At 74.7% G+C, this 12,810-nt stretch carries 10 protein-coding genes; 1 reads left to right on the top strand and 9 read right to left on the bottom strand.

The window, feature by feature from the left end:
- The first annotated feature begins 67 nt into the window (after positions 1-67).
- Positions 68-829, top strand: coding sequence for an SDR family oxidoreductase (locus ACIBA9_RS00765; RefSeq protein ID WP_399359204.1), 762 nt, complete (start codon positions 68-70; stop codon positions 827-829).
- A 328-nt stretch (positions 830-1,157) separates the two neighbouring features.
- Here the strand turns inward: ACIBA9_RS00765 and ACIBA9_RS00760 are convergent, their stop codons facing one another.
- The 9 genes from ACIBA9_RS00760 to ACIBA9_RS00720 all read right to left on the bottom strand — a co-directional run bounded on the left by ACIBA9_RS00760 (position 1,158) and on the right by ACIBA9_RS00720 (position 12,756).
- A complete protein-coding gene (locus ACIBA9_RS00760) occupies positions 1,158-2,408 on the bottom strand; it encodes a sensor histidine kinase (protein WP_399359203.1) in 1,251 nt (416 codons plus the stop codon).
- 155 nt (positions 2,409-2,563) lie between these two features.
- Complete coding sequence (locus tag ACIBA9_RS00755; RefSeq protein ID WP_399359202.1) at positions 2,564-4,315, bottom strand: cation acetate symporter; 1,752 nt, start codon at positions 4,313-4,315, stop codon at positions 2,564-2,566.
- Positions 4,316-4,346: 31 nt separating this feature from the next.
- The gene (locus tag ACIBA9_RS00750; RefSeq protein ID WP_399359201.1) at positions 4,347-4,730 is read right to left on the bottom strand and encodes a hypothetical protein; all 384 of its coding nucleotides are present in this window, start codon (positions 4,728-4,730) and stop codon (positions 4,347-4,349) included.
- 152 nt (positions 4,731-4,882) lie between these two features.
- Positions 4,883-5,692 carry a LytR/AlgR family response regulator transcription factor gene (locus ACIBA9_RS00745; RefSeq protein WP_399359200.1) on the bottom strand — a complete coding sequence of 270 codons (810 nt, stop codon included), beginning with the start codon at positions 5,690-5,692 and terminating at the stop codon, positions 4,883-4,885.
- Between the two features lie 102 nt (positions 5,693-5,794).
- Positions 5,795-8,170: a glycoside hydrolase family 65 protein gene (locus tag ACIBA9_RS00740; protein WP_399359199.1), complete on the bottom strand. Its 2,376-nt coding sequence runs from the start codon at positions 8,168-8,170 to the stop codon at positions 5,795-5,797.
- Positions 8,167-10,263, bottom strand: coding sequence for a xanthine dehydrogenase family protein molybdopterin-binding subunit (locus tag ACIBA9_RS00735; protein WP_399359198.1), 2,097 nt, complete (start codon positions 10,261-10,263; stop codon positions 8,167-8,169). The genes ACIBA9_RS00740 and ACIBA9_RS00735 overlap by 4 nt, the downstream gene beginning before the upstream one ends.
- Before the next feature lie 28 nt (positions 10,264-10,291).
- A complete protein-coding gene (locus ACIBA9_RS00730) occupies positions 10,292-11,287 on the bottom strand; it encodes an FAD binding domain-containing protein (RefSeq protein WP_399359197.1) in 996 nt (331 codons plus the stop codon).
- Entirely contained in the window at positions 11,284-11,823 is a 540-nt protein-coding gene (locus ACIBA9_RS00725) for a 2Fe-2S iron-sulfur cluster-binding protein (RefSeq protein ID WP_399359196.1), read from the bottom strand. The genes ACIBA9_RS00730 and ACIBA9_RS00725 overlap by 4 nt, the downstream gene beginning before the upstream one ends.
- A gap of 72 nt (positions 11,824-11,895) precedes the next feature.
- Complete coding sequence (locus tag ACIBA9_RS00720) at positions 11,896-12,756, bottom strand: hypothetical protein (protein WP_399359195.1); 861 nt, start codon at positions 12,754-12,756, stop codon at positions 11,896-11,898.
- Positions 12,757-12,810: the final 54 nt, after the last annotated feature.

Raw genomic sequence — 12,810 nt, 5'->3', positions numbered from 1 at the left:
CGGAGGTGCGGATGAGGCGCGGCACGGACAGGCGGGGACCCGACCCGACGGTCCTCGGCGCCCGGTCATGAGTACGGCGTCCGCTGGCGCCGGTGGACCGGACCGGTCGTCCCTCGCGGGCCAGACCGTCGTGGTGATCGGCGCGAGCGCGGGGATCGGATTCGAGACCGCCCGCCAGGTGCGCGCCGAAGGCGGCCGGGTGGTGCTCGTCGGCCGCGACCCCGAGCGGTTGCGGAAGGCGTCCCTCGAACTCGACCCGGTCGCCACGGCCGCGTTCGACGCCACCGACACCGATCGCCTCAAGCAGTTCTTCGACGAGCTGCCGGGGCCCGTCGACCATGTGATGGTGACCGCCGGCGCCCCCTTCTACATGCCGCTGGAAGGCATGGATCTCGCCGACGCCCGGCGCGAGTTCGACGATCGCCTCGCGGTGACGCTCGCGGTGGCCCTGTACGGCCGTGACAAGGTCCGTCCCGGGGGGACGCTGCTGTTCGTGGGGGGTACCGGAGGCCGGCGCCCCGCCGTCGGCATGGCCGTCGTCTCCGCCCTCACCGCCGCCCAGCCCGCCCTCGTGGCGAACCTGGCGCTGGAACTGGCCCCGGTCCGGGTCAACCTGATCGCCGCCGGATTCGTCGACACGCCCCTGTCGGGCCGCCTCCTGGGCGACCGGGTCGACGCGCGGCGCGAGGAACTGCGGGCGACGCTGCCCATCCGACGGGTCGTCGAGCCGGCCGATGTGGCCGCACTGGCCCTGCACATCATGCGCAACGACGCCCTGACCGGCGCGACGTACGACATCGACGGCGGCCAGCAACTCCTCCCCCGCTGACTCCACCGGGGACTGCCCTGGCCTCCCCCGGGGGGCCGCCGTGGAGCCGGCCTGGGGGCCGCCGTGGCCTCCGTGCTGGGGCGGCCGTGGCCCCGGTGGTGGTCGGACTGCCGTGGCCTCCGTTGCCAGGGGCGCCATGGCTCCCGTCCCGGGGGGCCGCCTGGCCGCCGGCTTCGGCAGCCCGTTGACGGCCGGTGTCCTGGCGCGAGCCGCAGTGGAATCTCCGGCTTCGGCGGACTGCTGATCCCCGTCCGGCACGGTCCGCCGTCGGCATCTGTGCGCGGCGGTTCGCCGACCTCGGGGCCCGGCCGGCCCTCCCCGGCCCGCGTCAGGGGGTCCGGACGCCCGGGCGGAACTTGGGGATGCGGACCGTGATCTTCGTGCCGGCTCCGACGCCCGTCTCGACGACGAGGCCGAAGTCGTCGCCGTAGACCTGCCGCAGTCTGCGGTCGACGTTGCTCAGGCCGATGCCGGTGGCCGGGCCGGCCGTGCCGCGCAGGATGGCGCGCAGGCGTTCCGGTTCCATGCCGATGCCGTTGTCCTCGATGACGACCCGGGCCTCGGTCCCCTCGTCCTCGGCGACGATCGTGACGCTGCCGCGGTCGGCGGACTCCTCCAGACCGTGCTTGAGGGCGTTCTCGACGAGGGGTTGCAGACAGAGGAAGGGCAGAGTCACGGGCAGCACCTCGGGGGCGATGCGCAGGACGACCTTCAGACGGCGGCCGAAGCGGGCGCGGGCGAGTTCCAGGTACTGCTCGATCGAGCGCAACTCCTCGGCGAGCGTGGTGAAGTCGCCGTCCCGGCGGAAGGAGTAGCGGGTGAAGTCGGCGAATTCCTGCAGGAGTTCGCGGGCGCGCTCGGGGTCGGTGCGGACGAAGGAGGCGATGCTCGCGAGGGAGTTGTAGATGAAGTGCGGGGAGATCTGGGCGCGCAGGGCCCTCACCTCGGCCTCGTGCGCGCCGGCGCGGACCCGGTCCAGGTCGGACAGGTCGAGTTCCACGGAGAGTCTGCGGGCGGTCTCCTCGGCCGCCCGGACCAGGGCGGCCGGCTCCGCGCCGGTGAGCACGGCGAGCGCGCCGACCTTCCTGCCGTCGCACGTGAGGGGGACCAGTGTTGCCCAGCGGACGGGGCAGTCCTCCTCCTCGCATGGCAACGGGACCGTCCGGGTGCGCGGGGAAGGGGCGGAGGCGGGGGCGAAGCCCGCCGCGAGTTGGTCGCGGTGGTGGGCGCAGGCGCCGTCCCAGGCGAGGACGGTGTCGGCCCCGGCTGTGTCCCGCGCCGTGCCGGCCTCGGCGGCGGCGGAGTCGGCTTCCGTGGCGGCGAGGATCGCGAGCGCGGGTGTGCCGAGCAGGGGGCGGAGCCGGCGGGCCGCCTTGCGGGCGGCCTCGGGGGTCAGTCCGGCGCGCAGGGGCCTCGCCGCGAGCGAGGCGGCGCGCAGGACGTGGAAGGTGGTGTCCGCCGTGTCGCCGCCGGTCGAGTGCTCCCGCTGTCGACGGGCCGCCCCGTGCCCGAGGGCGGCGCCCAGGACGAACACCGCGAGACCAGCCAGGACCAGGGCGGCGGTGGCGAGCACGGTCATGGGCGGCCCGCCCGGTCCCGGCCCGGCGGTCCCTTACGGGCCCCCGCCGGGTGTGGTCGCCCCGGGTGTGCCCGAGCCGGGCGGGGCGGGCCCGGTGGCGCTCCGGGTGGGTGGGCTGTCGGGGTCCTGCGGCTGGGGTGCACGGAGCGCCTCCGTCAGGTGGTGGTGGCGGGGCCGGGGCGGGCGGGTGCGGGGGCCGGTTCCGGCAGGTGCAGCCGGGCCATCGTCGCCGCGGTGCCCGGGGGGACCCGGTCCCGGGTGGCCAGGGAGGTCAGCACCATGGCCGCGAAGCCCACGGGCACGGACCAGACCGCCGGCCAGGCGAGCAGGGTGTGCGGCCAGCCGGCCCGGGCGCCGCCCGCGATGGTGACCGTCACCGCGACGAGCGCCGAGCCGCCGCCGAGGAGCAGGCCGGCGACGGCGCCCGGCGGAGTCAGACCGCGCCACCAGATGCCGAGGACGAGCAGGGGGCAGAACGAGGAGGCGGACACGGCGAAGGCGAGCCCGACCGCGTCGGCCACCGGAAGGTCGCCGACCACGGTGCCCGCGGCGGTGGGCACGGCGATCGCGGGCAGCGTGGCCAGCCGGAAGTGGCGGACGCGGCGGAGACCGAGCGTGGGCAGCACGTCCTGGGCGAGTACGCCCGCCACGGACATGGTGAGCCCGCAGGCCGTGGACAGGAACGCGGCACAGGCGCCGCCCGCCACGAGCGCGCCGAGCAGATCGCCGCCGATGCCGCCGACCAGCCGCTGCGGCAGGACGAGGACGGCCGCGTCGGTGTCGCCGGTGAGCAGTAGATCGGGCGCGTACAGCCGGCCCAGCATGCCGTACAGCGGCATCAGCAGGTAGAAGGTGCCGAGCAGGGCGAGCACGATCACGGTGGTGCGGCGGGCGGCGCGGCCGTCGGGGCTGGTGTAGAAGCGGACCACGACGTGCGGCAGCCCCATGGTGCCGAGGAAGGTGGCGAGAATCAGCCCGTAGGTGGCGTACAGGCCGTGCTGTTGGCGGCTGGAGGACAGCGGTCTGGCCCAGCTGGACGGGGCGGTGCCACGGGCCGTCGGGTCCGGCAGGGGGACGCGGGCGCCGGCCGGGAAGCGCACGGTGGTGTCCGTGCCGATCCGGTGCCGGCCCTCGGTCAGGCGCAGCGAACCGCCGTGTACGGTACGGCCGTCGACGCTGCCGGACGCGGTCACCCGGACCGGCTCGGGCACGGTGAGGGTGAGCGCCCGATCCAGGCGTACCTCGGTGGCGCGGTGGAAGACGGGCCGCTCGTCCCAGACGGGCGCCGGGGTGTGGTCGGCGCGCCAGGCGAACACGAGGAACGCCACGGGCACCAGCAGGGCGGTGAGTTTGAGCCAGTACTGGAAGGCCTGGACGAAGGTGATACTGCGCATGCCGCCGGCGGCGACGGCCAGGGTGACCACGGCGGCGACGACCAGGCCCCCGAGCCAGCCGGGGGCACCGGTGAGGAGCCTGAGGGTCAGGCCGGCGCCCCGGAGCTGGGGCAGCAGATAGAGCCAGCCGATGCCGACGACGAGCACACCGGCGATCCCGCGGACCGCGCGGGACTCGAGCCGGGCCTCGGCGAAGTCGGGCAGGGTGTAGGCGCCGGAGCGGCGCAGCGGGGCGGCGACGAAGGCCAGCAGCACGAGGAAGCCGGCGGTGTAGCCGATGGGGAACCACAGCATGTCGGGGCCCTCGGCGAGGACGAGTCCGGCGACGCCGAGGAAGGAGGCGGCGGACAGGTACTCGCCGCCGACCGCGCAGGCGTTGAGCCGTGGGGCGACGGTCCGCGAGGCCACGTAGAAGTCGGAGGTGGTCCGCGAGATCCGCAGGCCGAGCGCGCCCACGAGGACCGTGGCGAGGACCACGGCCGTCACGCCGGCGATGCCATACGTCTGGTTCACCGGGCGGTCCCGGTCGGGGCTCGGCGCATGGTCAGGGGCGTTCCCCGGGGACCGGGGCGGCCGGGCCGGCCTCGTTGCGCTCGGCGCGGTGGACGTACCAGGCGCCGATGGCCAGCAGGGCCGGGTACGGTGCCACGCCCAGCAGCAGCCAGACGGCCAGGGGAACGTGGGAGGCCGCGTCGGGGAGCGGCAGGATCCGCAGGAGTACCGGGAGCAGTCCGAGGAGGGTGGCGAGCAGCGCGGTGGTGACGAGCGCGGCGCGCAGTTGACGGCTCATCAGCGCGTCCACGGCCGGTTCGGATCGGGGTGCGGGCCGGGGGTCCGGGGCGCGTGCCGGGCGTGGCACGGGCGTGCCGTCGCTGGTGTGCGGCCGTCCGGTGACCACTTCTCTGCGTGGGACGGACTCCGCACCCATGACGCGCTCCCCGACGTCGCGGTGATCACCTGTGTGCGGCGAGTGTACGCAGCGGGCCGGTGGCGAGACAGACGGCGAGCGATAATCGCCACGACCGCGTCACCGGGTCCGGCGTCAGGGGCCCGCGCCCGGAGTCGGCGCCCTCGCGGCACTCACCGCGACCGCGCCGCCGCGTGCCGGGCCAGCAGGTCGCGCAGTTCCCGCGCGTTGCGCCGGCTCACCGCCAGGACGCGGTCCCCGATCCGCACGGTCAGGTTGCCGCCGTCCAGGCGGAGTTCCTCGATCCGGCCGAGGGCAACCAGCCGGCTGCGGTGGATCCGCACGAAGCCGCGGGCGCGCCACTGTTCCTCCAGGGCGGACAGCGGAACGCGCACCAGGTGGCTGCCGCCGGAGGTGTGCAGTCGCGCGTAGTCGCCGTGGGCCTCCACGTAGGTGATGTCGGCGACGTGCACGAACCGCGTCACTCCGCCCAGTTCCACCGGGACCTGGTCCCCCAGGACGGAACCCGGCTCGGGTGCGGGCGGCGGAGTGGCGGGGCGGGGGCCCTGCCCGGCCCGGAGCAGCTCGGCGACCCGCCGTACGGCCTCGGCGAAGCGCTCCTCGCGCAGGGGTTTGAGCAGGTAGTCGACGGCCTTGAGGTCGAAGGCGCGCACCGCGAAGTCCTCGTGGGCCGTGACGAAGACGATCAGCGGCGGCGCGGCGAATGCGCCGAGCAGCCGGGCCAGTTCCAGGCCGCCCAGACCGGGCATGTCGATGTCGAGGAAGACGACGTCGAAGCCCTCCGGGCCGTCGGGGCCCGCCTCCACGGACCGGCTCAGCAGGCGCAGTGCCTCGGTCGCCGCCGACGCGGGCACCACGCGGCCCACCCGGGGATCCCCGGCCAGGAGGTAGAGCAGCTCCGCGAGCGCGGGTTCCTCGTCGTCCACCGCCAGGACGCGCAAGGGGGCGCCACTCACGCTCATACCCGCTCCCGCCTCCCCGTCGGCCTCGTCATCGGCCATCCTGGCCCGCGGGGCCGCTCCCGTCGAGATCGCGCGCATCGGTGTGCCACGGCCGAGCGCGGTTCACTCGGGCAGCACCAGGCGTGCCGTCTCCCCCGGGTGGATCGGCAGTGCCAGGTCGCGCAGGCGCATGTCGATGGGCGAACGGTCGGAGGCCGGTACGGCGATCTCCAGCAGGCCGCTGCGCAGCCGCAGATGGACGCCCCAGTGGCCGTGGTAGCGCAGCGGGAAGCCGTAGGAGGAGAGTTCGGGCAGCGGGACGGGGTCGAGGTGGAGGGCGCCGGCCCGGGTCTCCAGTCCGGTCAGTCCGCGCTGGACGAGGTCGAGGGTGCCCGCCATCGCGCCGAGGTGGATGCCCTCGCCGGTGGTGCCGCCCTGGAGGTCGGCGATGTCCCCGCGCAGGGCTTCCTGGACGAAGGCCCAGGCGTCGGCGCGGCGGGCGCGGGCCAGGATCCAGCCGTGGACCAGGCCGCTGAGGGTGGAGCCGTGGCTGGTGCGGTGCAGATAGTGGTCGACGGTCGCGGTCCAGGTCCGCTCGTCGAGCGGATGCCCCAGCCGGTCGAACAGCGCGCGCAGTTCGGGGGGCGAGAACAGGTAGCCGAGCATGAGGACGTCGGCCTGTTTGGAGGCCTTGTAGCGGTTGACGGTGTCACCCTCGGCCTCCAGGATCCGGTCCAGGCGCCGGATGTCGTCGTACCGTTTGCGGTAGCCCGCCCAGTCCAGTTCGGCGAGGTCGCCGTAGCCCTCGAACTGGCTGATCACCCCGTCGTGGAAGGGGATGTGCAGGGTGCGCGAGACCTCTTCCCAGCGGTCGGGTTCGTCCGGTTCCAGTCCGGTGGCCTCGGTGAGTTCGCGGCGGCGCGGCTCGGGCAGGGTGCGCAGCAGTTCCAGGGCGCGGGTGAGGGTCCAGGCGGCGGTGATGTTGGTGTAGGCGTTGTCGTCCAGGCCCGGCCGCAGGGCGTCGGGGTAGGCGTCGTGGTACTCGTCGGGGCCGACCACGCCCCGGACGCGGTGCCGGCCGAGGTGGTCGTCCCAGACGGCCGAGTCCCCCCAGAACCGGGCGATCCCCAGCAGCATCTCGGCGCCCTCGCCGTGCCGGAAGCCGATGTCTCCGGTGGCCTCGCAGTACTGCCAGATGTTGTACGCCACCGCCGAGCCGACGTGGTGCTGGAGCCGTGAGTGGTCGGGCAGCCAGCGGCCGGAGCGTGGGTTGAGGTGGAGTTGCTGGGTCTCCTCGCGGCCGTCGCTGCCGCTCTGCCAGGGGTAGAGCGCGCCGCGCCGGCCGAGTTCGCGGGCAGCGTGGCAGGCGGCGTCCAGGCGGCGGTGCCGGTAGTGCAGCAGGGCGCGGGAGACCTCGGGCAGGTGCAGGTTGAGGTAGGGCAGGACGAAGAGTTCGTCCCAGAAGACATGGCCGCGGTAGGCCTCGCCGTGCAGGCCGCGGGCTGGTACGCCGACGTCGAGGTCGGCGGTGTGCGGGGAGAGTGTCTGCAGCAGGTGGAACAGGTGCAGACGCAGGATGCTGCCCGGCTCGCCGGGGACTTCGAGCGCGGTGCGCCGCCACAGTTGCTCCCAGGCGGTGGCGTGCGTGTCGAGCAGTTCGTCGAAGCCGGGCGCGGCGCGGACCCGGTCGACGGCGGCGCGCAGCGGGTCGCCGATGGCGGGGTCGCGGGAGGTGTGCAGGGCGATGGTCTTGTCGACGGTGACGGTGCGGCCGGGTGTCAGGTGCAGCCGTAGGCGCTGTACGGCCCGGCTGGCCTCGTGGGCGTGCGTGACGGGTGTCTCGGCGGTCAGCCGGGCGGCCAGGGCGAAGTGGATGCGGGAGGTGCGGGTCCGGCAGTGCAGCCACACCGTGCCGGGGGCGGTGGTGCCGGGGTGGACGTGGGTGAGGTGGCGGCCGTCCAGGTCCCGGTAGCGGGCCACCCCGGAGTTGGTGACGGTGCCGTCGAGCGCGGCCTCGACGTCCAGGTCGACGGGGTGGCCGTCGGCGGTGAACTCGGTGCGCAGGGCGGCGAGATGGGGGTCGGCGAGGTGGACCAGGCGCAGTTGCCGCACGAGGAGGGTGGCGCCGCCGGCGAGGGTGTAGCGGGTGCGGCGGTCCAGCAGGCCGGGGTCGAGGTGGAGCATCTGGTGGTGCTCGGTGACGGGGGTGGTGTCGGGGGTGAGCCAGTCCACGTCGGCGGGGCGGAAGCGCAGGGGCAGCCAGTCGGGCAGGTTGACCAGGTCCTCGTTCTCGACCCAGCGTCCGGCGACCTCGGAGGTGAGCCGGTTGTAGCAGCCCGCGGCGTAGGTGCCGGGGTAGTGGACGTGGTCCGCGCGGCACTCCGGCAGGGCTCCCCGGGTGGCGAAGTAGCCGTTGCCCAGGGTGCACAGGGACTCCCGCAGCCGTTCCTCGTCCGGGCGGTAGCCGTCGTACTCCCAGGTGGGCCCCGTCGCCCTCACCCCTCCGACAGCAGTGCGGTGAGGATCCGGTCGGGGGTGAGGGGCAGTTCGCGCAGCCGGATGCCGGTTGCGTGGTGGACGGCGTTGCCGAGGGCGGCGGCGGTGCCGACGATGCCGATCTCGCCGATGCCCTTGCTGCCCATGGGGTTGAGGTGGGGGTCCTCCTCGTCGATCCAGTGTGCCTCGATGTCGGGGACGTCGGCGTGGGTGGGCACGTGGTAGCCGGCGAGGTCGGCTTCGGGGAAGTCGCCGAACGCGCTGTCCAGGGTGCTGTGTTCGGTGAGGGCCATGCCCAGGCCCATGACCATGGCGCCGACGAACTGGGAGCGCGCGGTGCGGGCGTTGAGGATCCGTCCGGCGGCGTAGACACCGAGCAGCCGGCGCACACGGGTCTCGCCGGTGATGGTGTCGACGGCGACTTCGGCGAAGTGGGCGCCGAACGCGTGGCGGGCGTAGGGGCTGTCGGCGTCGGCCAGGCCGGTGGTGTCGGCGCGGACCTCGATGCCCTCGTCGGGCAGGGGTCCGGTGTGCCGGGCCAGCCGGGCCGTCAGTTCGGTGCAGGCCTGGTGCACGGCCCAGCCCCAGGAGGCGGTGCCGGAGGAGTCGCCGGCCAGTGGTGCCGGGGGGAGGTCGCTGTTTCCGACGTCGGTGCGCACCCGGTCGAGGGGGACGCCGAGGGCGTCGGCGGCCACCTGGGCGAGGACGGTACGGGCGCCGGTGCCGATGTCGGCCGCGTTGACCTGGACGACGAAGCCGCCGTCGGGCAGCGCCCGGGCGCCGGCGGTGGAGGGGGAGACCTTGACGGGGTACGTCGCGGCGGCGACGCCGGTACCGATGAGCAGGGGGCCCTCGCGGCGGGTGCCGGGGCGCCGGTCGCGTCCGTCCCAGCCGAAGCGGCGGGCGCCTTCGCGCAGGCACTCCACGAGGTGGCGGCTGCTGAAGGGGGCGCCGCCGGCGGGCTCGCGGTCGGGTTCGTTGCGCACGCGCAGCTCCACCGGGTCCATGCCGAGGACGTCGGCGAGTTCGTCCACGGCCGACTCCAGGGCGTACATGCCGGGTGCCTCGCCGGGTGCCCGCATCCAGGAGTTGCTGGGCACGTCGAGGGCGACGACCCGGTGGGAGCTGCGCAGAGCGGGGCTGGCGTACATGACGCGGGAGACCACTGCGGCGTACTCCACGAACTCCTTCACGTGGGAGGTGTAGGTGCTCACCTCGTGCAGCAGGGCCGTGAGCCGGCCGTCCGTGCTCGCGCCGAGCCGCAGCCGCTGCACGGTGGGGGCGCGGTGGCCGACGACGGTGGGCATGTCGCGGCGGGCCTGGGCCAGGGTGACGGGGCGGCCGGTGTGCCGGGCGGCCATCGCGGCGAGGACGAGGTCGGGGCGTGGGGTGCCCTTGGCGCCGAATCCGCCGCCGACGTGCTCGGAGACCACCGTGATCCGCTCCTCCGGCAGGGCGAAGAGCTGCGCGAGCACGGAACGGGCGGTGGTGCCGCCCTGGCTGGAGGTGTGGACGGTGAGCCGGTCACCGGTCCACTGCGCGGTGGTCGCGTGCGGCTCCAGGGGGTGGTTGTGCAGGGGCGGCACCCGGTAGGTGGTGTCGACGCGGACGGGGGCGGCGGCGAAGGCGGCCTCGGGGTCGCCGTGTTCGACCCGGGCGGGCCCACTGCTGACCCGCTCGGGCTCGTGGGCGCGTGGGTGGTCCTCGGTGAACTCGGCGTCGTGGGGTTCGCCGGCGTAGGTGACGCGGACGGCCCGGGCGGCGGCGCGGGCCGTCTCCAGGGTCTCGGCGACGGCCAGGGCCACGCACCAGCCGCGGTGTGGCACGTGCGGGTCCTGCAGTACGGCGAGGGTGGCGTCGTCGGACTCGGCGAGGCGGGGGGCGTCGTCCGGGGTGAGGACGGCGAGGACGCCGGGCAGGGCGAGGGCGGCCGTGGTGTCGACGCCGGTGACCCGCCCGCGCGCGATCGTGGCGGGTACGGGCCAGGCGTGGGCGCGGCCGGGCACGGGTTGCTCGGCGGCGTAGCGGGCGGCGCCGCTGACCTTCTGCCGTCCCTCCCGTCGTTCGGCCGGGGCGCCGAGGGCGGTGTGGGTCATGGAGGCCTCCGATGGCATACCGGTCGGTTCACACCCCGGCGGGCGTCGGGGCGAGGCGGCCCAGGACGTCCAGGGCGAGATTGCGGGCGAGGGGCACTTTGTACGCGTTGTCCCGCAGGGGCTCGGCGTGGGCGAGTTCGAGGGCGATGGCGCCTTCGAAGGCGGCGGGCGTGGCAGGGGCGCCGAGCAGGGCCAGCTCGGTGTGCCGGGCCCGCCATGGCCGGTGGGCGAGCCCGCCGAAGGCGACGCCGACCTGGTCGACGATGCCGTCCTCGACGCGCAGCACGACGGCGACGGAGGCGAGGGCGAAGGCGTACGACGCCCGGTCCCGGGCCTTGCGGTAGGCGGACGGGGCGCCGGCGGTGGTGGCCGGGAGCAGCACGGCGGTGATCAGTTCGCCGGGGCGGATCCAGGTGTCCCGCTCCGGGTGCTCGCCCGGCAGCCGGTGGAAGTCGGTGACGGCCAGGCGCCGGGTGCCTTCGCTGCCGTACAGCTCGATCTGGGCGTCGAGGGCGGCGAGCGCGACGGCCATGTCGGAGGGGTTGGTGGCGATGCAGCCCGCGGAGTGGCCCAGGACGGCGTGGTCGCGGTGGACGCCCTCCCGGGCCCCGCAGCCGGTGCCCGGGGCCCGTTTGTTGCAGGGTTTGCCCAGGTCCTGGAAGTAGGGGCAGCGGGTGCGCTGGAGCAGGTTGCCGCCGGTGGTGGCGGCGTTGCGCAGCTGTCCCGAGGCACCGGCCAGGAGTGACTGGGAGAGTGCCGGGTAGCGGTCGCGGACGCGGGGGTCGGCGGCCAGGTCGCTGTTGCGGACGGTGGCGCCGACCCGCAGCGAGCCGTCGGGCAGGTCCTCGACGGTGTCCAGCGGCAGCCGGCCGACGTCGATGAGGACCGTGGGGTGTTCGACCCCGAGTTTGAGCAGGTCGACCAGGTTGGTGCCGCCGGCCAGGTAGCGGGCGCCGGGGTGGGCCGAGTACGCCTCGACGGCTTCCTGGACGGTGCCGGGCCTGAGGTATGCGAAGCCGTTCACCGGATCACGTCCTCCACCGCCTCGACGATGCGCGGATAGGCGCCACAGCGGCACAGGTTGCCGCTCATCCGCTCCCGGATCTCGGACCGGTCCAGCGGGACGGGCCGGCCGGAGGGGGCCGCGGGGTCGGTGACGTGGGAGGGGTGGCCGGCCTCCGCCTCGGCGAGCATGCCCAGGGCGGAGCAGATCTGGCCCGGGGTGCAGTACCCGCACTGGAAGGCGTCCCGGTCGAGGAAGGCCCGCTGGAGCGGGTGCGGCTGCTCGCCGTCGCCGCCGAGGCCCTCGACGGTGGTGACCTCGCTGCCGTCGAGGGTGACGGCGAGGAGCAGGCAGCTGTTGACGCGGCGTCCGTCGACCAGGACGGTGCAGGCACCGCACTGGCCGTGGTCGCAGCCCTTCTTCGAGCCGGTGAGATCGAGGTCCTCGCGCAGCAGGTCCAGCAGGACGCGCCGGTGGTCGACGAGCAGGGTGTGCGGTTTGCCGTTCACCCTGAGGGTGACCTCGGAGTGGTGGCCGGGCTGGTATGCGCTGGTCATGGCGGGATGACCTTCCGTACGGGCTGAGTGGCCGTGGGAACCGCGTATCCACGCCCGGACGGCTCACACGTCTCAGCCGGCGTCCGTACCGGAACGGGTCATCCGGTCGGTGACGTCCGCGGTGTCCCCGGCGGGCGGTGCGCTGACCCGCGCCTTGGTGCCGTAGTCGTACAGACGCAGCACGGTGGTGCTCGTCACCTGGGCGTTCTGCTGTCCCGGGGTCCTCTGCCTCAGCGGGTGCAGGGTGAGCCGGAGGCTCTCCTGGCGCAGCCGGCCCCGCTCGTCCAGCCACAGGTCCACGGGCAGCGCGGCCTTGCCCAGCTGGTGCCGCAGTTCCTGTTCCTGTGCGGCGTTGCCCGAGGTGAGCGCCGAGACGGGGACGAGGACGCGGTACCCGGTGGTGCGGGTGCCGTCCAGCGTCCGGGTGCCGAGGCGGGTGACGCTGCCGGAACCCACGCCCTTGAGGTAGCGCACGGGCTCGGCGGGGTCGCCCACCTGGGACCGGCCGGCGGAGCCCCGTTTGGCGAGCCGGGCCAGGTCGATCTTCGTCCAGGTCTTTCCGTCGGGGACGGTGCCGCCGTCCTTGCCGGACGGCTTCTGGTAGACCACGCCGTCGACGACGCGCTGCTCGACGGTGGTGCCCTGCGAGGTGAGCGTGATCCGGCTGGTGCCGCGCTCGAGGTCGGCGACCCCGCTGCCGTGCGCGGTGAGGGCCTGGCCGTCGGCGACGACCTTGGTGCTGACGGCCATCCTGGCGCCGCCCGCGGCGACCGTCCGGTCGTAGGCGTCCTGGACGGCGCGGGCGGGCGGGGTCGCGCTTTGCTGGGCCTGCGTGTGGCCGCCCTTGCCGGTGCCGTCCTCGCTGCCGCAGCCGGTGAGCCCGGCGGCGAGGGCGAGGACGGCGAGGGTGCTTGCGATGCGGGCCTTCGGCACGGTGCGTTCTCCTGGCAAGTCGGGTCGGTACGCGCTCACTTGACCCGATGTCGG

The organism is Streptomyces sp. NPDC051452, from assembly GCF_044454765.1.
Classification (GTDB): Bacteria; Actinomycetota; Actinomycetes; order Streptomycetales; family Streptomycetaceae; genus Streptomyces.
This window is presented reverse-complemented; position numbering and strand designations above follow the sequence as displayed.